Annotated in this window: 20 protein-coding genes; 13 read left to right on the top strand and 7 right to left on the bottom strand. The window is 51.3% G+C overall.

Translation table 11 applies throughout. The features are described from left to right. The first annotated feature begins 53 nt into the window (after window positions 1-53). The 5 genes from U9S71_RS13785 to U9S71_RS13765 all read left to right on the top strand — a co-directional run bounded on the left by U9S71_RS13785 (window position 54) and on the right by U9S71_RS13765 (window position 5,406). Complete coding sequence (locus U9S71_RS13785; protein ID WP_326328092.1) at window positions 54-1,715, top strand: pyruvate dehydrogenase complex dihydrolipoamide acetyltransferase; 1,662 nt, start codon at window positions 54-56, stop codon at window positions 1,713-1,715. Window positions 1,716-1,999: 284 nt separating this feature from the next. Next, complete coding sequence (locus U9S71_RS13780) at window positions 2,000-2,557, top strand: RNA polymerase sigma factor (RefSeq protein WP_326328091.1); 558 nt, start codon at window positions 2,000-2,002, stop codon at window positions 2,555-2,557. After that, a complete protein-coding gene (locus tag U9S71_RS13775) occupies window positions 2,544-3,350 on the top strand; it encodes a hypothetical protein (RefSeq protein ID WP_326328090.1) in 807 nt (268 codons plus the stop codon). Before U9S71_RS13780 ends, U9S71_RS13775 begins: the two co-directional genes overlap by 14 nt. A 24-nt stretch (window positions 3,351-3,374) precedes the next feature. Further along, on the top strand, window positions 3,375-4,289 hold the full coding sequence (locus U9S71_RS13770) for an outer membrane beta-barrel protein (RefSeq protein ID WP_326328089.1): 915 nt from the start codon (window positions 3,375-3,377) through the stop codon (window positions 4,287-4,289). Window positions 4,290-4,347: 58 nt separating this feature from the next. Then, window positions 4,348-5,406 (top strand): ABC transporter ATP-binding protein, encoded by a 1,059-nt coding sequence (locus U9S71_RS13765; RefSeq protein WP_326328088.1) that lies wholly within the window; start codon window positions 4,348-4,350, stop codon window positions 5,404-5,406. A 9-nt stretch (window positions 5,407-5,415) separates the two neighbouring features. Here U9S71_RS13765 and U9S71_RS13760 read toward each other — a convergent pair whose 3' ends face one another. From U9S71_RS13760 to U9S71_RS13750, 3 genes are all read right to left on the bottom strand, one after another. Beyond that, the gene (locus U9S71_RS13760) at window positions 5,416-6,762 is read right to left on the bottom strand and encodes a TolC family protein (RefSeq protein WP_326328087.1); all 1,347 of its coding nucleotides are present in this window, start codon (window positions 6,760-6,762) and stop codon (window positions 5,416-5,418) included. A gap of 134 nt (window positions 6,763-6,896) precedes the next feature. After that, window positions 6,897-7,583, bottom strand: a complete 687-nt coding sequence (locus U9S71_RS13755; RefSeq protein ID WP_326328086.1) for a LytR/AlgR family response regulator transcription factor — start codon at window positions 7,581-7,583, stop codon at window positions 6,897-6,899. A 40-nt stretch (window positions 7,584-7,623) separates the two neighbouring features. Then, a complete protein-coding gene (locus U9S71_RS13750; protein ID WP_326328085.1) occupies window positions 7,624-9,024 on the bottom strand; it encodes a sensor histidine kinase in 1,401 nt (466 codons plus the stop codon). Window positions 9,025-9,157: 133 nt separating this feature from the next. On the opposite strand from U9S71_RS13750, the gene U9S71_RS13745 reads away from it, so the two are divergent. Further along, on the top strand, window positions 9,158-9,400 hold the full coding sequence (locus U9S71_RS13745) for a DUF8507 family protein (RefSeq protein ID WP_326328084.1): 243 nt from the start codon (window positions 9,158-9,160) through the stop codon (window positions 9,398-9,400). Beyond that, the gene (locus tag U9S71_RS13740; protein ID WP_326328083.1) at window positions 9,397-9,786 is read left to right on the top strand and encodes a putative toxin-antitoxin system toxin component, PIN family; all 390 of its coding nucleotides are present in this window, start codon (window positions 9,397-9,399) and stop codon (window positions 9,784-9,786) included. The genes U9S71_RS13745 and U9S71_RS13740 overlap by 4 nt, the downstream gene beginning before the upstream one ends. A 28-nt stretch (window positions 9,787-9,814) precedes the next feature. On the opposite strand, the gene U9S71_RS13735 is transcribed toward U9S71_RS13740, so the two are convergent. Beyond that, on the bottom strand, window positions 9,815-10,897 hold the full coding sequence (locus U9S71_RS13735) for a DUF4407 domain-containing protein (protein WP_326328082.1): 1,083 nt from the start codon (window positions 10,895-10,897) through the stop codon (window positions 9,815-9,817). A gap of 182 nt (window positions 10,898-11,079) precedes the next feature. On the opposite strand from U9S71_RS13735, the gene U9S71_RS13730 reads away from it, so the two are divergent. From U9S71_RS13730 to U9S71_RS13705, 6 genes are all read left to right on the top strand, one after another. Then, window positions 11,080-11,715 carry an O-methyltransferase gene (locus U9S71_RS13730; protein WP_436410331.1) on the top strand — a complete coding sequence of 212 codons (636 nt, stop codon included), beginning with the start codon at window positions 11,080-11,082 and terminating at the stop codon, window positions 11,713-11,715. Window positions 11,716-11,734: 19 nt separating this feature from the next. Beyond that, on the top strand, window positions 11,735-12,421 hold the full coding sequence (locus tag U9S71_RS13725; protein WP_326328080.1) for a glucosaminidase domain and LysM peptidoglycan-binding domain-containing protein: 687 nt from the start codon (window positions 11,735-11,737) through the stop codon (window positions 12,419-12,421). Then, complete coding sequence (locus U9S71_RS13720; protein WP_326328079.1) at window positions 12,421-13,278, top strand: glucosaminidase domain-containing protein; 858 nt, start codon at window positions 12,421-12,423, stop codon at window positions 13,276-13,278. The genes U9S71_RS13725 and U9S71_RS13720 overlap by 1 nt, the downstream gene beginning before the upstream one ends. Before the next feature lie 100 nt (window positions 13,279-13,378). Then, a complete protein-coding gene (locus U9S71_RS13715) occupies window positions 13,379-14,092 on the top strand; it encodes a hypothetical protein (RefSeq protein ID WP_326328078.1) in 714 nt (237 codons plus the stop codon). A 48-nt stretch (window positions 14,093-14,140) separates the two neighbouring features. Beyond that, window positions 14,141-15,133, top strand: a complete 993-nt coding sequence (locus tag U9S71_RS13710) for a DUF3078 domain-containing protein (protein ID WP_326328077.1) — start codon at window positions 14,141-14,143, stop codon at window positions 15,131-15,133. After that, window positions 15,133-16,017, top strand: a complete 885-nt coding sequence (locus tag U9S71_RS13705; protein WP_326328076.1) for an N-acetylmuramoyl-L-alanine amidase — start codon at window positions 15,133-15,135, stop codon at window positions 16,015-16,017. Before U9S71_RS13710 ends, U9S71_RS13705 begins: the two co-directional genes overlap by 1 nt. Here U9S71_RS13705 and U9S71_RS13700 read toward each other — a convergent pair. The 3 genes from U9S71_RS13700 to U9S71_RS13690 all read right to left on the bottom strand — a co-directional run bounded on the left by U9S71_RS13700 (window position 16,011) and on the right by U9S71_RS13690 (window position 21,308). Beyond that, the gene (locus U9S71_RS13700) at window positions 16,011-17,087 is read right to left on the bottom strand and encodes a hypothetical protein (RefSeq protein ID WP_326328075.1); all 1,077 of its coding nucleotides are present in this window, start codon (window positions 17,085-17,087) and stop codon (window positions 16,011-16,013) included. The genes U9S71_RS13705 and U9S71_RS13700 overlap by 7 nt on opposite strands. A 52-nt stretch (window positions 17,088-17,139) precedes the next feature. Continuing rightward, a complete protein-coding gene (locus U9S71_RS13695) occupies window positions 17,140-19,320 on the bottom strand; it encodes a DUF4954 family protein (protein ID WP_326328074.1) in 2,181 nt (726 codons plus the stop codon). A 101-nt stretch (window positions 19,321-19,421) separates the two neighbouring features. Beyond that, window positions 19,422-21,308 (bottom strand): ATP-binding protein, encoded by a 1,887-nt coding sequence (locus tag U9S71_RS13690; RefSeq protein ID WP_326328073.1) that lies wholly within the window; start codon window positions 21,306-21,308, stop codon window positions 19,422-19,424. Window positions 21,309-21,322: the final 14 nt, after the last annotated feature.

The raw sequence follows: 21,322 nt of genomic DNA, 5'->3' as shown, positions 1-21,322 counted from the left end.
ATACTGGAAGATAGCTAATTAACGTTTAAGATAAGGATTAACCGCAATACAACATGGCTGAAGTAGTTAAAATGCCGAAAATGAGCGATACCATGACCGAAGGGGTCATCGCGAAATGGCACAAAAAAGTGGGCGACAAAATCGGTTCTGGCGATCTGATAGCGGAAGTCGAAACCGACAAAGCCACGATGGACTTCGAATCGTACCAAGAGGGAACGCTATTGTATATCGGGCCGAAAGAGGGTGAAGCCGTTCCTGTAGATGCGGTTATTGCGGTACTGGGTGAAGAAGGGGAAGACTATCAAGCGTTGCTTGACGAAGAAGGTAACGGCGGCGGCAGCGAAGCCAACACCGATAAAAATGACGGTGGCGACAGTAAGTCTGAAGAGGAAACGACCGAAAGTACCGACACGGATGTAAACGTCGACGACATTAACGCAGAGGTCATCACCATGCCGTTGCTCAGCGACACGATGACCGAAGGAGTGATTGCCGAATGGCATTTCAAAGTGGGCGATACCATCAAAAGTGATGATGTGATTGCCGATGTGGAAACCGACAAAGCAACCATGGAGGTGACCGCCTATGCCGATGGTACACTTTTATATATCGGCGTGGAAAAAGGGCAGGCCGCTAAGGTGAATGATATCATCGCCATCGTAGGCGAGGAAGGCACGGATGTGACGCCGCTGCTGAAACAAAAAACCGGTAAAAAATCCGAATCGGCAGCAAAACCAGATGAAAAAGGCGATAAACCGGCAGCATCTGAGCAACCGAAAGCCACGGAAGAGGAAAAGTCGTCAGCGAGCGACGATGATGAGCGACTGAAAGCATCACCGTTGGCCCGTAAGATCGCCAAAGATAAAGGGATAAGCCTTTCCGATGTGAAAGGAACGGGCGACGGTGGCCGTATCATCAAGAAGGATGTCGAGTCATATACCCCATCGGCACAACCAACGGCGGCTACAGCGGCAGCAGCACCCGCAAGCGAAGCGTCGACAACAACAACCATCAGCATCCCGCAGTACGTAGGTGAGGAACGCCATACCGAAAAACCGGTTACCCAAATGCGGAAGACAATCAGCAGGAGACTTTCCGAGTCATTCCTCGTGCCGCATTTCTACCTCACCATCAAAATCAATATGGATAATGTCATCCCGGCACGCGCTAAAATCAATGAGGTTGCGCCGGTTAAAGTATCCTTCAACGATTTGGTCATCAAAGCGGCAGCTGTAGCATTAAAGCAACACCCTGCAGTCAACGCCTCATGGCAGGGCGACACCATCCGTTATAATGAACACGTGAACATCGGCGTGGCGGTAGCGGTTGACGAGGGGCTGTTGGTACCTGTGGTACGTTTTGCCGATGGCAAGTCCCTTTCGCATATCTCTGCCGAGGTGAAAGAGTTTGCTCAACGGGCCAAAGCCAAGAAATTGCAGCCCGCAGATTGGGAGGGTTCTACCTTTACGGTATCCAACCTGGGCATGTTTGGCATCGATGAATTCACCGCCATTATCAATGCGCCGGATTCGTGTATCCTCGCCATCGGTGGCATCGACCAGGTACCAATCGTGAAGAACGGGCAAATCGTTCCCGGAAACATCATGAAGGTAACGCTTACCTGCGACCACCGCGTGGTGGATGGCGCAACGGGAGCGGCCTTCCTGCAAACGCTCAAATCACTGCTGGAAGAGCCGGTACGCTTACTGGCGTAAGGAAATCATAGGAATAACATCGAAAAGCCGCTTATTTAACGAGCGGCTTTTTTTGTTATTTAATCCTCTATGATTTCGCTTCGATAGCAGGCTGCAAAGACGGCAACCGGCAGAAGTCATCAATATCATCCGTTAGATTCCATTCCTTTAGTAATCAAGCAGGCAAAGTAAGACTGGAGCCATCCACTAGTTATGCTAACAATGGCTTTTAGTCGAATAAAAAATCGCACCTGCCGTGCAACCTTTTTGCCTATCTTACCATCATAGTAATAAACACACCCGAATTGGAGCGAACGGATACGATAGAAAGCTTGTATGAGGCTTGCAGGGCCGGCACCCGTCAGGCACAAGAGCGATTGTACAATGCGTTGGCATCAAAATTATTGGGGGTGTGCATGCGCTACGCCAACAGCACCTTCGAAGCGGAAGACATGTTGCAGGCCGGCTTCATCAAAGTGTTCCGCAGTTTGGACAGCTACCGCGGCGAGGGGTCTTTTGAAGGGTGGATACGGCGGATAATCGTGAACACGGCGATAGAGACGTACCGCCGGAACATGCGGGGCGGGCAGCAGGTGGAGTTAAACGAGGTGTACGACGACGCGCAGCAGACGTTCGCGATGGACGGTCTGGAATGTGAAGATTTACTGCAGCTGATACAGGCGCTTCCCGATGGCTACCGTATGGTGTTCAACATGTATGCGATAGAAGGGTTCTCGCACAAGGAAATAGCCGAATCGCTGCAAATCAGTGAAAGTGCGTCCAAATCGCAATTGTCGAGAGCGCGGGCGTGGCTCAAACAACGGATAAAACTAGTAGAAGGAGGGATCCATGAATCCAGATAAGAAAAATGATTTTGATAGGAAACTGGCAGGCAAGTTTGACAACTTCCATCCCGAAGTGCCCAATGGCCTGTGGGATAAGATAGCCTCCAAACTCGATGAGCAGGAGCAGGGTGGCATCATCCCGGTAAAGCGACACGGTCGGTTTCCCACGTGGTGGATATCGGTTGCCGCGAGTGTACTGCTGGTATGCGGCATCGTGTATTGGTATAATCGCCCAGTTGCTGTAACCTACCTTCAAAGCCCAATGGCACATGTGGAAGAAACGGAAGTGCTGGTGGTTGAAGAACCGGCTGTGCCTGCCCCAACGGTGGAACCTTTGGACATCGACCGGCTCAAGCGCCTGTTTGCGAAGCGAAACCGCGCACCGAAAAATGAAAACAAGCCGGAAACGTTAGAAACTAAAACACCATCCATCGAACGGCCGGCAGAAACGAGCGGCGGTACCATAACGATTACCGAAGAGACCCCTACGTCTACACACGCATTAGCGAAAAACGGTGAGCCGGCTGCTATTCCGTCCGCCGAACAACAGTCCCTTACCGAAGAAGCAGTGGCTGCAACCGTGCCGGATATCCAACCTCCGGTAATGCTGGAAGAGGAGGAAGAGACCCTATTGGCAGCCGCGGAAGCATCGAAACAACCCTTCGGCGTCAGCAGCATCCTGAACTATGTGGTGGGTGCGGTAGATCAGCGCGATGAAAAACTGGTGACGTTCTCCAACGATGGCGAAGGCTCGCTGAAGCTCGACTTTAACTTCAGCCTGGCAAAAAGCAAAAAGAAACGAACAAAGTAAATCACCCTTTAAGATAAAATCGACATGAAATACATGAGCCTTACCCTGATATGCTGCGCCGCCCTACTGACGGCGACCGCACAGGAAAAAAAGAAAACGGATACCCTCCGGATAAACCAACGGAATACCATGGATACGGTCATCATGGAAGACGTGGAAACCGGCGAGCGACGGAAGGTACGCATCACCATCCCCGGCAAAGATGATGGGGTCATCACCATCGAGAAATCGGATAAAACCTATGAATTGGGAAACCGCGACAAGGACGATGAAGACGACAACGATGTAAAAGCGACCGTAAAGAAAATCCGGAAAGCACATCCCATCTATGGCATCACCTTCTCGCGGATCGACCTCGGATTGGTCAAGCTGATCGATAATGGCAGTTTCACGCTTTCGGACGATAATCGTGATTTCAAGTACCGTCCCGGCAAAACAGTCAATTTCGGGTTCGACCTGCTGCAAGCGGGCTACCGGTTTAACGACAACTTCCGCCTGTTTTTGTCTGCCGGATTCGACTGGACCTACATTCGCCTGCGCGAAAACATCGATTTCCTCGAGAATACCACACCACTAACGTGGGAACCATCGGCGGTAGACTACTCCAAAAACAAGCTTACCGCCACATACCTACGGTTGCCGCTCACCTTCGAGCTGCGCAGCAAGCATTCCAGCAGCCTGGGCCGGTTACGGTTTGCCTTCGGGCCCGAAGGTGGCTTCCTGCTCAAAGGGACACAACGGTTCAAGAGCGACGAACTCGGTAAACAGAAGTTCAAAGACGATTATAACTTCACGCAATTCCGGTACGGGGCTTTCGCCCGCTTCGGCGTGGGCGCCTTCGGCATCTATGCCAAATACTACTTCAACGACCTGTTTGAAAACAGTCCGAACCAGGAGGGCCTGCAAACCATGGCGTTCGGCCTGATGCTCGGCTTTTAAATCCTTGCGTTATATTTCGTAATTTTGTACCGCCCCGGTTACCGGGGCGGTTTTATTTATGGCGATACCCACCACAAATGCCCCTTCCTGTTCGGTACCGAATGACGTGCAGCGCACCGGCTTGCCGTTGATCCACGGTGAAAACGTAAGCCGCGCTTTCGCCGCGAAGGAGCCGATCGTGGCCATCAACGACCTTTCTTTCGGTATTCCCGAAGGGAAAATCACCGCCATCATCGGCGAGAGCGGCAGTGGGAAAAGCACGCTGCTGAAGCTCATCTACGGATTGGTGGAGCCCGACAGCGGTGAAGTCCGCTACCGGGGCTGGCGGGTGCCCAACCCGCGCGAAAAATTGATCCCCGGCCATGATGCCATGCGCATGGTGTCGCAGGGGTTTGACGACCTCAACACGTACGCGAATGTGTGGGACAATGTGGCATCGCAACTGTCGAATACCGATCTCGAAGCGAAATACCGGGAAACGGAGGCAAGCCTGCACCGCCTCCGCATCGCCCACTTGGCCAAGCAACGCATTGCCGACCTGAGCGGCGGCGAAAAGCAGCGTGTGGCGCTGGCCCGCGCACTGGTGAATAATCCTGAAGTGCTGCTGATGGACGAACCCTTCAACCAGGTGGACGCCGCTTTCCGGGAAACCCTGCAACGGGATATCCGCAACATCGTGGAAGAAACCGGGCTTACCGTGGTACTCGTATCGCACGACCCCGCCGAAGTGCTTTCCATGGCCGATGAATTGATTGTGCTGAGGAGTGGCCGACTGATGGCCACCGGCCAACCGGCATACCTATACCAGCAACCGCCGAACGCGTATACAGCACGACTGCTGGCAAAAAGCAATATTCTCGAGGCAGCCGAGGCCCAATTATTGGGTTCCAATGCAGCGACAGCCGTAGCCATACACCCCGAATGGATTGCAATAACCGAAAATGAACAGGGCAACTTTACCGTAAAAGACACCCAGTTCAAAGGATTTTATCAATTGGTCACCGTGCAGCGCGAGGCCATTACATTGAATGTAATCGTGGACCCCGCGGTCGTCATCGGGGACAATGTACGGGTAGACGTCAACATCAACCACTTCCACCCATTACAAAACCCATGAATTTCGAGCTCATTCCACCTCACCGACCAGCAATTCACCGTTGTAATAGTCCACTATACGCTGCCGGAGATGCCACTGGTAGCACGCAATGACGAGATTGGCATTTGCATTATCCATTTTGTTCTTCGCAATCAGGAACTCTACGGAGTTGATAGCTCCTGCATTGAAACGTACTTCGGCGATGCGGAAGGACTCCTTATAGTGGGCAACCTGTTCCACCAGGTTTTTGTATCGCTCCTTGGCAGCCTCCAGGTTGAACAGCACCTGATGGGTGGTTTGTTGCAGTTCGTTGCGCCGGGTTTGGGCCGACTGCTCGGCGTTCAGCACATCGAGCTTCGCGCGTGCTACATTATTCCGCACCTGGAATCGCGAGAAAATAGGTATCGAAAGTGAAAATGCGAGCGATCGCCCCAAGTTGTTCTGCACTTGGTCGTAATAACTACCCATGCCGTCTTTCGAGTAGTTGCTGGATAATCCCGCACCTAATGATAAGGTGGGGAAATACGAGGAACGGGCAGCTTTCAATGAAAATTCCGCCTGCTGTTGCCAGTGGTCTACTGCCTTGATGATGCCCAACCGTTCGGAAGCCGTTTGGTACAAGACATCGGCATCCGCCACGGGTGCCTTCGGCAGTGGCAGCGCTTGGAGCGGCATAAAGGATACACCTTCGTCATACGGTAGGTTCATCAACCGGAACAAACTCAGCAAATTCTCGCTCAGGGTATTTTCAGCGGTGTTCAAGCTGTTAAGGTCGCTGGCATATTGCCCCTTGAGGTCGTAATAGTCGCCCGGGGCAATGGCCCCTTCATCGAAAAGCACCGTACTGCGCTCCACCTGCCGCTGGGTTACCGCCACCTGGCTATCGATCTGCGCCACCATATCTTTTGCCGTAAGCACGTTGATATACGCTGCTGTGACATCCAGTGCCACCTGTTCTTCCATCAACTGTTCTTCCAACTGCGTAGCGCGGTAGGCATGGGCCTGCAACGTAATGTTCCGGAACATCCGCAGCCCATCGAATAAAATCAGCGAACTGCTGACGTGCTGATTGCCGGATACGAAATTCTCTTCCACATATTGGTTGGTCGTAGGGTTAATGAACCGCCCTTGGCTATAGCTGTGGCTCATACCCGCGTCGAGCGATGGCAACAGGTTCTGCTTGGCCTGCCGTAGGTTGATGGCCGCTCCCCGTGCCCGGATGTGGCTCTGCTGCACATTGCGGTTAAATTCAAGGGCCAATGCGGTGCTGCGCTCCAGGGTCAGCGTATCGGTTGTAGGTGCTTCCTGTGCAACGACCTGTAAGAAGGCACCGGCAGCGGTAAACAAACAGGCGATGTAACGTATCGGTAACAACATGTCTTTATTTCGTTTTGGCATAATGTTATCATAGTTTACGCCAAAATCACAATTAACTATCTATAAGACTGTTGTGAAAGATAAAAATCGAACCCCTGTTCGATATCGCGCAGTAAGTGTTCGGAAACGGACAGTCATTTCTGCACACGTTCCTTCACCGCAGCCACATACGATGCACCGATGGGGAGTATGCTCCCGTTGATGGTAAGTTGGTGCCGCTCGATCTTCCGCACGTTATCGATTGCCGCGATAAACGAACGATGGATGCGTACGAAACGGTCGGCGGGTAACAAGGCCTCACACTCGGTAATCGTCATCCGGCTCAATAGCTGGCTATCACCCAGCACGAAGTTGACGTAGTTGCCGGTAGCTTCCAGATAGTCGATGGTGTCAAAATCCACCTTCACTTGGTCGTATCCGGTTTTGACGAAGATGTACGCCGGTTTAGTCTCCTTGCCGCGCAGCTCCAGCCACTCCTGTGCTTTATTACAGGCTTTGAGGAAACGTGGCAAAGAAAAGGGTTTGAGCAAGTAATCCACAGCATCCAGTTCAAAACCGGCCACCGCATGCTCGGAGTAGGCGGTGGTAAAAACAACGAGCGGCTTCTTGCTGAGGCTTCTGAAAAACTCAATACCAGAAATATCCGGCATCTTGATGTCGAGGAAAAGTAAATCCACCGGATGCTGCCGCAGGTGACCCATCGCCTCAAAGGCATTGGTAAACGTTGCTTGTAAATCCAGAAAAGGCACTTTGGCGGCGTGGTTACGTACCACGTCAAGCGCAATGGGTTCGTCATCTACGGCAATGGCTGTTATCATCATCAATACACCCTTCTTCCAAAGGTAGAAAAAATGTTGCCACTTACAATTGTACCGTCAAATGCACGAAATATTCCTGGGTGGTTTCACGGATCACTAACTCATGCCTGTCGGGATAAAGCATGGCCAGGCGTTGCTTCACGTTCTCCAACCCCACGCCCGAATGGCGCCGCTCCGGGTCGGACCCCGGTTTACGGTGGATGCTGTTGTGCACATCGAAGTACAGCTCCCCTTCGGATTCGTAGAGGCTGACTTTTATCCACGACTTCTCGTTTAAGCTAATCCCATGCTTGAATGCGTTTTCCACGAATGGAATGAGCAGCATCGGCGCAATATAAGTGCCTTCCAATGCATCTTTGATATCACATTCCACGGTGATTTCCGGAGACGTGGCAGTGCGTAACAATTGCAGGTCGATGTAGTTGCGGAGATATTCGATTTCGCGGGCAAGCAGAATCCGGTCCTGATTATTTTCGTGCAACATGAAACGCATCATGTCGCCCAGTTTCTGGATGCCGGATGCGGTGCGCTCGGCATCTTCCTGCAGCGCCGTGCCGTATAAGGTATTGAGGATATTGAATAGAAAATGGGGATTGATCTGCGAGCGCAGGAAACTCAGGCCCGCCGAGGTTTGCCCCAGTTCCGTTTGAAGGTTTACCAGTTGGCCGATGCGTTCTTTTTGCCGCTGGTATACGAAATTAGCAATCGGTAGCATGGTGAGGTTGGCACAAATCCAAAACACGAAATACATAGGTCCCGCCGAACCCGTGGCAAACACAAAGAACGACCCAAATGGTACAAAAACAACAAACGACAACCCTAAGGTGAAAAGCAGGTATAATGCGAAGGAATATCCCTTTTTATCTTTCAACGGCAATAACCAGTATATATTCAACACAAAAATAAGATAGTTATAAGGCACTGCGCTTAGCCAAATCACCGCGAGTTTCTCATCATTCGCCAATAAAACGAAAAAGATCACCGCACCGACACCCAGTACAAATAAGCTCTGCTTGGCAATATTCAATACAAGCATATTGCGGGTCTGCTGTAAGTAACGGACCAGCCGTTTAATGCCTTCATAAGCAAAAAGAAGCAACAGGACAAGCAATGCGCCGCCCAACGACTCGCCGCGTTTGAGATGAACAACAAACTGTCCGTTGTTCCAGTGATAGTCGCGCATCCAGATGCACACCGTAAGCCCCAGCCAAACCAGAAAAAAGAGCAACAACGTAGATGCAATACCCGGCTCAATTTTACGAGGCCTGAAAAATACGGGCGAAATCCATTGTGTAAACGCTAAAAATGCCCCGTAAACAACAGTCGTGTAGCCCACGGGCGATGCGGTGTTACGTGTGCCCCAATCCTGGTTACTAAAAATAAGCACGAGTATAAACAAGTAAATCCCCGTGGCTAAGATGGTTTCAATACGATTCAGCTTCATACTTTACTGCTTTGCCAACAAAGAACGGCAAAAGGCCGAAAACAGGCCAATAACTGGGATGAAAGTGGGGAATACCGGGATGAACAGGGTTTTGAAACTTGCATATAAACAACATCTTGCGTAAGTTTGTGTTATGGCAGAAGAAATCGTTGATGAAAAATCACCGGCTTTAAATGAGCAACAACTCCAAATGCTCAAACTATTTAGGAAGCCCATGGCTAATGAAGACTATCATCAAATTAGGCGCTTCATTGTAGGGATTCTTGCTAAAAATATCGATGACGAAATGGCTGATTTGGAAGCTAAGAATAATTGGACTTCCGAGACCTACGAAAGCTGGGGCCAAGAGCGCCTACGCACTACAGGCCGTAAATGAAAGTAGTCATTGATGTCAATATTCTTTTGCAGTCGCTCGGCAAATCAAGTCGATTCCGACCTATTTGGGCAGCTTATATCGCGGAAAGATTCAATCTCCTCGTTTCTAATTCTATTTTAATGGAATACGAGGAAATGCTTGCGCAAAAAACCTCTGAAACGGTGGCGTTAAATGTTATATCATTAATAGGGGAGGCCGTTAACACAAGGAAGACCAATATATTTTATGAGTGGAATGTGATTCAGAAAGACCCTGACGACAATAAATACTTCGATACCGCCGTCTCTGGCGATGCGGATTACCTCGTTACAAACGATAAGCACTTCAATGAAGTGAAAGCATTGGAATTCCCAGTATCAAAATCATCAGCGGAGAAGACTTTTTAGAAGTCCTGTCAAAGCTGTCGTAATTTTACTACTCCCAAAGCTGCGCCTTCTGCCGTTCGATACCCTCCTGCACCTTGGTATCGTATACACCATCCACGATGGCTATTTCCGCGTCGCGGTCTTTCCCCGAACGGTGGGTATCCACGGCCTGTTGGTCTTTCAAAGCAATATCATAAGCATCGCGGGCGCTCATCAACTTCACAAATACGGGTAAGCATTCGAAGAAAATGAAAAGCAGCATAATGAAGGTGATGGACCAATAGTTGGAACTGTTCACACTGCCATCGAGGTGGTATTTCAGGTCGCCCAATGCCGCGTTGCGGTCGGCAAACCCTGCCCTGTTCACGGCACTATCCATCTGTGCGCCGATCAATAACCGCGCATCCATCAACCCGTCGAATCGCTTACGTTGCTGGATGAATGCTTCCTGCGCCGCAATAGCAGAACGCAATGTATCGAGGTACTGTTCCTGCTTTTCCAAGTCGGCCTGCCGCTGCTTGGCGTAAGGCCCATACCCCAGGATACCCGACGTTTCGACGCTCTTTTCGCCGAAGGTCTCCATCTTAAGCTTAACCTGATCGGCTTTGAGGTTTGCCTCTACCGAATCGCGTTCCACTTTCAGTTCGGCGATTTTTGCCAGCTCGATGCCGTACTTGCTTTCGAACGCGCGGTTTAGGGTATCGATGCTTGCCCGCTGCCGGTCGAGGTAGGTGACCCGTAACTGGTCACGGATTTCCTTGTCGAACACCTTAATCTCCAACGGCCGGGCAATGACAATGCCGATGAGCACCGCCAATAGGATACGCGGGATGGCCTGGAGGAATTGCTTGAGACCCGATGCGTTCTTATTGATGCTGGATACGATATAGCGATCCATATTGAAGATCGCCAGCCCCCATAGCAGTCCGAAAAGCAGCGCATATCCGATGGCACCACCATCGCCGCTGAAAACAAAATACAAGGCATACCCACCCGATAGGGCGGCGAAAAGACCCGTGAAAAAAATCGTTGCCCCGATGCCTACATATTTGTTTTGTTCGGCAGGGTATTTGGTCAATTCCGACTGGTGAGCGCCGCTGCACCACCAGAAAAATCGTGTCAGTTTATCCATTTGTCCCCAAATTACGTATGCGTAAGACGGCCTGAAATCCAAATTGTTACGCCTCCCTATGCTACTATCGCAAAAATAAAGGTTGTGGGATGAAGCCACGACGACTAGGGACGAAAGCCACGCATCGTGGGACGAAACGAGAGGTTTTGCACTTTGGTGCATGTTCCGTACTTTTGTCGGCGATGGATATGTTCGATGACATATTAACGGACTACCTGGAGAAGACATGCGACACGGAGCCAGCCCTCCTACAACGCATCAACAGGGAAACCTATTTAAAGGAAACCTCCCCACATATGCTCTCGGGCCGCTATCAGGGCCGGTTGCTGGCTTTCCTAAGCAAGCTCGTATCGCCAATGAAGGTCCTCGAAGTGGGCACCTTCACCGGGTACGCCACGTTGTGCTTGGCAGAAGGCCTTGCCCGTGGGGGCGAAATCCATACCATCGACCACAACGCGGAACTGGAAGACCGCGTGCGCGAGTACTTTGGCCAGTCCGGCTTCAACGATAGCATCCATTACCACATTGGCGACGCGGCCGCAATCATTCCCACAATTGCGGGTCCGCTTGATCTGGTTTTTATCGATGCTGACAAGAAAAACAACGGCACCTACTACGAGCTTGCCCTGGAGAAAAGCCGGAGCGGGGGATTAATTCTGATCGACAATGTGCTCTGGAAGGGGAAAGTAGTTAACGGAGCCAACGACAACCAAACCCAACAGATTACCGCACTAAACGATCAACTTGCCAACGATGAACGCATAGACAAACTCATTCTCCCGGTTCGCGATGGGCTTTTCCTGTTGCGGAAACGATGAGAGACAAAAAACATGAGGAATGAGCACACCGAACAACACCACCGTAATCGCCTTATGCCTAGCCTCTTTGATAATCGCCCTTTCGACAGCGAAAGCCGTTGCCCAACGCATTACGCCCCAAGCGTATATCGAACAACATCAGGCTGCAGCCATCCAGTATATGGAAGAATATGGATGCCCCGCCAGCATCATACTTGCTGTCGCCATGCACGAAAGCGCCCATGGAAACAGTAAAATAGCTCGGTATCTTAATAATCATTTCGGCATCAAGGGCTCCAACAACAGCACGGAAATCCGCTCGGCATACAAAGGATACGAGTCGGTCGAAGAGTCATACCAGGATTTTATCGGTCTCCTCCAGCGCCGAAAGAGCACCAAAAAACTATTCGATCTATATGAGCCGCATGAGTATCGGAAGTGGGCACAAGGCATCGCGCGGTCGGGTTACGCCCAAAGCGCTACGTGGTCGTCCAAGGTCATCGGTATGATCCGTAGGTACCACTTAGACGAACTGGATAAAAAGCCTGAAGGAGGCGTGTTGGTAGCTGCCGCCGAGTCAGCGGATATCGTTACCTGGTACACGGTAAAAAAAGGGGACACCTTGTACGATCTTGCACGTAAGCATGGCACCACTGTGCGTACTATCCAACGGGAAAACGGACTTGCCGGATCGCAGCTAAGCATCGGCCAACAATTGATGCTGTAATGAGGAGATACGTATACGCGTTAATGGCCATATTATCACTTGCATCATGTTTGTCTAAGCAGGATGTACTCCAAAACCCGCGGGTAGCCAAACGGGGACAGCCGGTTCACCGTCCGCATAAACCGCAACAGGACGCGAAACCGTCCTCCCGGGATAGTAAACCGGCCACCAGCTTATCGGGCCTGTCTTATATCGAGCAGTACAAAGATATCGCCATTGCCGAGATGGAAGAATATGGTATTCCAGCCAGTATCAAACTTGCCCAAGCCCTGCTCGAATCGGGCAATGGTAACAGTACACTTGCCCGCGAAGCCAACAACCACTTCGGCATTAAATGCACGCCCGAGTGGAAAGGCGGGACAACCTATCACGACGATGACCGACGCAACGATTGCTTCCGTGTGTACCAACGGGTGGAAGATTCCTTCCATGACCATTCACAGTTCCTCCTTCGAAAACGATACGCTGCGTTGTTTGAGCTTGATAAGGATGACTACAGAGGGTGGGCCCGTGGACTAAAAAAGGCTGGCTATGCCACCAACCCCAAATATGCCGACCTGTTGATTAGCCTCATCGAGCGGTACGAGCTGTATCAGTATGACCGCCCCGAAACACGGCACCAAAAAACCCACAGGGAGGCCATCGTACAAACGGAAATCGTAGAAAACAAGGCTGAGGAGACAGCGGTCGCGGAAACCAAGGCCCCGGTACGCATCGATATCCATGAGGTTAAAAATGGGGATACCCTCGCGGCAATTGCCCGCAAATACGGGATGGAAACTGCCGAGTTGATGGACCTCAATGGACTCAAGACCGAATCAGTCTTCATCGGCCAGCTTATCTTGGTGTCACAATAACATTTCGGGTTTGCTAAATGATGTTAATTTTTTCGTCGAGTGCAAACTTAGCCGTAGTTTTACGACAGTGAAACGTATAGGTGTTTATTTTAGCGGACTAATGCTATGTACTTTGGCCCATTTTGCAACCGCGCAAACAACCATTGAAGGAATTGTATTTGACACCCGTACCCAGCAGCGCATTTCGCAGGTATACATTTACAATACGGCAAACGACCACGGTGGCTATAACAATACGCGGGGCGAATTCCGGATTGACGCATCGCCCGGCGATATCCTGATAGCCGCAGCCAAAGGGTATTATCCAGACACGCTGGTCGTAGCCGACAAACGGGTTGTGCTCTTCCATATGGCGCGTTCAACGATATGGCTTGATGAGGTGTCGGTGATTGCCCGGCGTAGCCCTGAGGAGCGCCTCGAAGCGAATAAGCGCGATTACAGTACCGCGTACTCCAAAGGCAACGCGGGCTCCATCTTCTCTACGGGGCCTACAGGCGCAGGTTTGAGCATCGACGCGTTGTATAAATTAATCAGCCGGGAGGGAAAAAACTCACGCAGGCTACAGGAAATCATCGAGCGCGACTACCGGGAGTCTGTGATCGACTATCGGTTTACCCCCGAATTTGTGAGTAGCGTAACCGGCCTGCGCGGAGAAACGCTCGTCGATTTCATGCGGCAGTACCGCCCCTCATATTTCTTTATACTTAGCGCAAACGATTATAACTTGGCTTTTTACATCCGCTCTTCGTTGGTACGCTACCGGCAAAATCCGGCCGCCCATAGGCTTCCGCCGTTGCCAACTGTCGAGAAATAAGCACACTTAAGTAAAAACAGCACGATATTTGTTAATTTAGCGCCAGATATGAGACCACAGTTTTACTTTTTAGTGTTTACCCTATTGGGGTGGGCATCGTGGGCCGATGCGCAGACCTACGATATCGATGAATTGCGGTATAAACCCGACTCGAACAGCTTGACAGTGGAAATACCCGAGCTTGAGATCCAACCAGTCACGTTACCCATGTCTGCGCTGGATCTACGCGTCATCTATTGGCGGCACTGGTCGTCATTCGGCATCAACGCCAACCAGGCGTCCTTCAGTGAAAACTGGAACGGCGGTGGTGTAAACTCTATTTCCGTTGGTCTTCTGCTCAACCACAAATCCGACTATACGCGCAATAACACCAACTTCGTCACCGAGGTAATTCTGCAATACGGGAAGCAAAAAAACAGGGACCAGCTCCCGCGTAAAAACAATGACCGGATATATTGGGACAACAAACTGTCCCTGAAAATGTCGAAAAGTTGGTCCATATTTACGTCGCTTACGTTCGACAGCCAGTTTGATGTGGGTAATAGCTTTGGAAAAGACGTCAATGGGCGGGATAGTATCACAGGAGTCATCTCCAACTTCCTGGCACCGGGTCGCCTCACCGAGTCGTTAGGTATCGAGTATAGGCCGGATAAGACGTTTTCGTTGCGCTTCGGTACGGGAACTGCCCGGCAGACCTTTGTCTTTGATAAGCGAATCGATCCCACGCGCTATGGGGTTGAAGAAGGAAAACGGGTGAAGAATGACCTCGCATTCCAGTTGACGGCAGACTTGAATAAAAATCTCACACCCACGCTCAACCTCACGAGCAAATATAATATGTTTGCCGACTATGAGAAGTTAAACGACCCATCCCACCGTTTGGATGCGCGGCTCACTACGCGGGTCACGCGATTGGTGAATGTATCTTTGAGCGGAACCATATTGTACGATAGCGACTATATAGAAGAGGGGAAAACCAAGTCGGAAGTCCAATATAGCCAAGCATTAAGCCTGGGGCTTACGTTTAAACTCCCAAGATAATGCGCGCGAGGTACACGCATATACGAAGGGTGGCTATGCTGCTTGCCGGAGCAGCACTCATGCTATCCGCATGCGGCACCAACCGGTACGCGAAGACCAACCGCACGTATAAAAAGCAACTGAAAGCACTCACCGACCAGATGCGGCAACCCCTGCCTTATGCTACACCGCGCCTGGTCACCACATACGATAGCTTGGGGATGCCCGTGGTATCGGAAGACCCGCGGGCACCGGAACGTGCGCACTGGGTAGGGGCCATCCATTTCAATCTGCGAAAGCCCAATTATGTAATTATCCACCACACCGCCCAAGATAGTTTACACCAAACCTTACGCACATTTACGGTGCCGCACGCCCCGGTAAGCTCCCATTATGTCATCGGCGATGACGGCGAAGTGTACCAGATGCTCAACGATTACGTAAGAGGTTGGCATGCAGGGAGGGGTAAATGGGGCAGTGTGACCGACTTGAATTCGGTGTCGCTGGGCATCGAGCTCGACAACAACGGAAGTGAGCCCTTTTCCGAAGCACAGATCCACAGCCTGCTCAACGTGCTCGATACGCTAAAAAAGAAATACAATATCCCCACCGCCAACTTCATCGGCCACTCGGATATTGCACCAACGCGGAAGGTCGACCCCAGCGCACTTTTCCCCTGGAAGCGGTTGGCAGACAACGGTTTCGGATACTGGCCAGGAGATTCATTGGCCGTGCCGCCCGAACACTTCAACACCGTGGATGCGTTGCGGATTATCGGCTATGACACCAGCAACCTCGAAGCGGCAATACGGGCGTTTAAGTTACACTTCATCCAACACGACGTGGATGCCGTGCTGACCGAAGACGATATCTGTGTGCTGTATAACCTTTACCTCAATTATTGATATTGGATATATATCGGCTTTGGCGTGAGCGCTAACACCTCCGCCAATGTCATCATGCGGTGGGGCGCAGGCTTCAGGTCGTTTTTGTAGAAAAACTTAAACCCGGTAAATTGGACCGGTTCGTTGGCTACATAGCGGCGGTATGTGTCCTTTTTCAGTGCTGGTGCTCCCCACCCATCCATATGGATCAGTAGCTGTACCTCGGGGCGCAGTTTAATCTGGTCGTAGTCTTTTACCATTCCCTGTGTGAACCGGTGTACCACTAGCACCTTGGGCGGCAGGTTATCGGTGCGTACCAATTCGGCCAAGTGTGTTGCCGCAAAATTGATATCTGCTGCCGTGAAGTGGCCAATGCGTTTGCCGGGTGGCAGGTCATCTTTCATGGAAAACTCGGGGTCGATACCCAGGTGCACATGCGGCATACGCAGGAAGGTATCTAGGCGCGGAAGCTCGGCCTCCAAGGTGCTGAATCCCACTTGGATATCGAGGAACACGAGCGCGTCGCGCCTTTCCGCAATCCGGAGGACGGAGTCGATCTGGCTGAACGGCATGCGTGAGCGGTACTTGCCATCGCGACCTGCGCTTCCCTGCGCAGTAACCGCAATGTAATGTAAGGCAGGGATAGCCGCTGTGGTTGTATCGGCCGCATTCCAGTTGGCCACCTCCTCGTCGAGCTTGGCCAGCATATCGCCCGGTGCCAACTCGCCCAAGATACCCATCCTCCTCGAATAAAGGTTACCATAGAAAGCGATGATCCGTTTGTACGGTAAAATGGCGCCCGGCAATGGCAGTGGTTGGTTGGCCACGGGCCAGTTTCCCGTTGTATCCCCATTAGCCAATGCGAGAAGCTTCGCTTCATAGGCTGCTTCGTCATCAACCGCTGGCTGGCGTTCGGACGGGGAGCCCTCGTCGTCTGCCGCTACCGAGTCATCCGCCATTTCTACGGACGGTGGCTGGGCCGACCCTCCGGTGATAGTGCCGCCGCCCGTAAATTGGCAGGCAGTGAAAAACAACGATAGGCTTAACGCAATAGGAAGTAAAACCAAGTAACGTAGGATTGCAGTATTCATCTCAACAAATAAACACAAAAAAAACAACACTCCGCCGTTGGAATGATCGCGTTTACCTTATTTTGGGGACGGATGCGGCATATTGCTCGTATTCAGCCTGCTGTTGACGGATGAAGTTGTTCGCTGGTAACGAACCCACCACCGCGTCGCGCTCCGCTTCATTTTCATAGACCATTTGGCGGAACCGATTCTGGTAGTCTTTTGCCCGCGTTTTATGGATTTCCTCACAAATCCAGCGTTTGGTCACGACACTTTCGTCGATCACCTGTTGGATAAATGCGGGCGTCAGCTCGCTTCGTTGGGTGCCGGTTATCTCAAGCAATGATGCCAGCGCATGCCCGAGCTTACGTGACGGGTAATCGCTGCTTAGCCGATGGTAGCATTGGTGCACCGCATCCCAATCGTTCAGCGTACCGCTGCGGATGTCGTCGAGCAGCGCACGCAGGTCGTGCGTTCGGAAAAGCTGCCCCCCCACATCTTCAAACAGCTCTCGCTGGCCGCGGGCTTGGTTTCCGAGGTATTCCTCCTTGAATTGTGCGAATGTGTGTGTGTCGAAATAGCTTTTCAGTTGCGTAGCTCCGTAGTAGGCAATCATCCGTCGGTAGACATGATAACCTTCGCGCACCTTGATGAGTACCACCCGGCGTTTAGAATTTTCCACTGCCGCCAGGGTGATTTCGCGGGTGTGCAGATCGACGCCCTCATCGGCGAGGATTTCACGGCCGCGCTGGGCACACGCATTCGTATCTGCAATCTCCGGACAGAACACGTTGCCAACGGCAATCTCTATTTCACGCAGTGCAACAAACATCTCATTAACGGTGTCGGGCGCCAATACCGCATATTCGAAATATTGGTTTTTCAGCGATCGACGGTCGCGGTTGAGGAACTTCGTGTTATTGCGCATCAGCGCATACATATTGTATAAAAACCAGTAGGCGGGCAAAACGACTAACCGATCGTTCGTTACATCGTTACTTACCATGGCGAAGGGCAGCCGGATATCCAGTTCGTGCATGAAATCGCCCTTGGCAATGAGCGTGTAAGAAGCGAAGCGCGAATTATGCTTGAGGCTTACACAGAGACCGGGCCAAAAGCCCCGGCCGGCTACGATCTCACCATCTGCGGCCCGCGAGTTATGGTTCGACCCCACGGTAGCCCCCGCCGCCATGTTACTCTGCCCCATTACCAATGCCGCACATAGAAAAGAGTTGTTGTGATGCTGCTCATGCGCCGGGAAAATGAGCGAATTGAGCACCTCACAACACGAGATGGTACTGTTGTCGCCCAAGAAAGAATTGATAAGACGCGCCCCGTACTTCAACTGCGAAAAGGCAGAGAGAATAAACCGCACCGCTTTCACCCCATAGAAGATTCGGCATCCATGGCCCACGATACCGTTCACCAACTCACAGCCCTCGCCGATCTGGGTATATGCACCCGCGATAGAGTTGACCGTTACATTCTTCAGCTTATTGACCCCCTTGATGTAAGCATCGGTACCGATCCTGACATCCTTAAGGGTATCCGAATTTTTGACCACCGTACGATGCCCAATGGTACTATAATAACCCCTGCGGGTATCAAACCGGGCGAGCGTCATTTCACGGAACCGCTTTTGAAGTTGTCCATCATGTCGGTTTCGCGTCCATAGGTACACATCCGATGCCTGCATCCCATCAAATGGAAGCACAGCGCGGCCGCCATTTTCGTTGCAGAGTTCCAACGCAATGAGGCTGCTTTCGGGGTCACCTTCCTTGAGGATACCGTTACCGAATTTCGCGTTGCTGCTGGTCTCCATCTCATTGATATTGAACAACACCACCTCATCGCCAAGGATAAAGTGGGCCATATAGTGCACGTTGTGGATGGCGCTATATCCGCCGATATCGCTGCTTACTACCACACTATTGTAGATGCCCGTGGGTAAGTGCAGATCGCGGTAATCCAGAAAGCTGGTTTCCATATCGCCGATACGCACCCGCCCATAAAACTTGGTCTGTTGTATTTGCTCGGGGATAAACCGGTCGGTTACCCATACATCCATCCAATTGGGCGAATAATTTCCGTTATGGATAAGTAACTCGATCTCGGCGGCACCAAGCTGCCGATAGGTGTAGCGGGTCAACTGCTGCCGATCGCGTAAGTCATACTCATCTTTTCCTTCTGGGAGATATTCGGAAGGAATAAAATGATACCCGAGGGTATCCAGTGGTTTTCGTGTCGGTGTCATTTTTGGCAACTTGCTTTTCTTCTATGCTTCCACATCGGTATAGCACATAAGATGTACAACCGGTGATCAATTATTCGGACGCAAAAATAGCATTTTTGCCGTTAATCAATCGATTGCGTATGAGTTTCTGCAGGTGAAGGTAGATTTCGAGGCACGTCCTCACCCACGGGGGGCGCCAACGGCAAAGTATAGCAAAACGAAGCGCCTCCGTCGGGGTTGTTATTTGCCCAGATCCGGCCATTCATCCGTTCGATCATCTCGTGACAAATGATCAGCGCCAGACCGGAGCCACCGCTTGCCCGATCGGACTGTTCTTTATCAAACAAGTGGGGTAATAAATTCGGTGAGATTCCACTACCGGAGTCTGCGACACGCACCATCGCATCGTTGCTCCCCTCCTCTTTGACAACTGAAATCACGATTCGCCCGCCATTGGGTGTATGGCGCAGCGCATTGCTAAGGATATTGCGGTTGACGAATAAAAGCATTTCACTTTGCGCAAGTACACCTATTGTACCGGGGATGAAGTCCATTATCGCGATACCTTTCTGGTCGGCCACCACTTGGTTATATGCAAGGGCAGCCAGAATAACCTCTTTTAGATTTACTGTTGAAGGTGTATAGGCGAGCCCCACGGTGTTCAATTTCATCCAGTGTACCAAGCCGTCCATCGCCTGTAAACTTGTACGCGCATTCTGGCTGACCTGATCGAAGACGTATTGCCGCTGTGAATCGCTCATTTGATCAATCATACCACCCTCGCCAAGCATCAGCATGGACGATAGCGGCTGCCGTAGGTCGTGTGAAATGATCGAAATAAGCTTTTGATGAAACGAATTATTATCTTCGAGCTGCCTATATTGTTCCTCAAGCCGAGAGTTGACCTCCCTTTGGCGCTTAGCCAATCGGCGCTTATTGCGGTACAAGTAGCATACGAGCAGTGAGAATCCAATGGCCAGCAGACAAATCACACCCAATGATATACCCAACATCCGACGTGATTGCAGTCGCGCTTCGTCTGCGGCTACCTGCTGCTCCTTCAGCGCCAACTGAAGAAAATCCATTCCTGTCTTCTGGTTTTCGAGCTCCTTATTACGACTAAGCTCCAGCAGCTTCCGGCTATACATGTTGGCTTGGGGCGGCAGCGGTTGCACTTGAGACAACGCCCGGTAGGCTTGAGTCATCGTTTGGAAATGCAAACCCTGGTAGCCCGTCCTGTCGGCTAGTTCACTAGCCTGACCGAAATAATGGATGGCGCTGTCGAGCGCTATGGGTAAGAACATATTGGCAAGCTCCATATATGCCAGCGCCGTGAAATACTCATAGCCCGCTTCTTTCGTTTTAGCGATAACGGCATATTGCTGCGGGATGACCTCATCGGGAGATGCTCCGCTTCGGAAGCGCGTGGTGGTACGCGTTAGCTCCGCAATGACCATAAACCGTTGGTTTCCCTGCTTTCCAGCCAGCCGCTCCGCTTCATCGATTAATTGGAATGGGGTCACGTCCGGTGACTGTGGCATGAATGACTGTGCCATGGCGAGGTTCAGTAGCACCAGTGGCCTGATCGAATCTTGCTCGAGGTGGTTACTCAGTTCATACGCCTTTTGGTATTGGGCGAGCGACTGGTCCAACTTACCTTCGTAACTCAACAGTACGCCAATATTCATGGTTACCTCGCAGATTTTCGGTTTATTTTTCAACCTTTCGAAAATCGCCAGGGACTCGTTGATGTATCTATACGCGAGGTAGGGATTGGCTTTTTCCTGATAGTAAAATGCGAGCACATTGAGCGCTTCCGCTTCGCCCGCTTTATCATTGATGCGTTTGGCAAGGTCGAGTGCGCGGGAACTGAAATAATAGCACGAATCCAGCGACCGGTTGGTGTAAAGCATTCCCAGTCGCGCATATATCGCTACTTGCTCCATGCTGTCACGTAGAGCGGGTATGCGCGCCTTCAGTGCTGTGATGTCTTTGATTTGAGCAGCCAACGGACAACTCAATA

Source organism: Parapedobacter flavus (assembly GCF_035818675.1).
Classification (GTDB): Bacteria; Bacteroidota; Bacteroidia; order Sphingobacteriales; family Sphingobacteriaceae; genus Parapedobacter; species Parapedobacter flavus.
The sequence above is the reverse complement of the archived record's forward strand: the minus strand, read 5'-3'. Positions and strand labels throughout refer to the sequence as shown.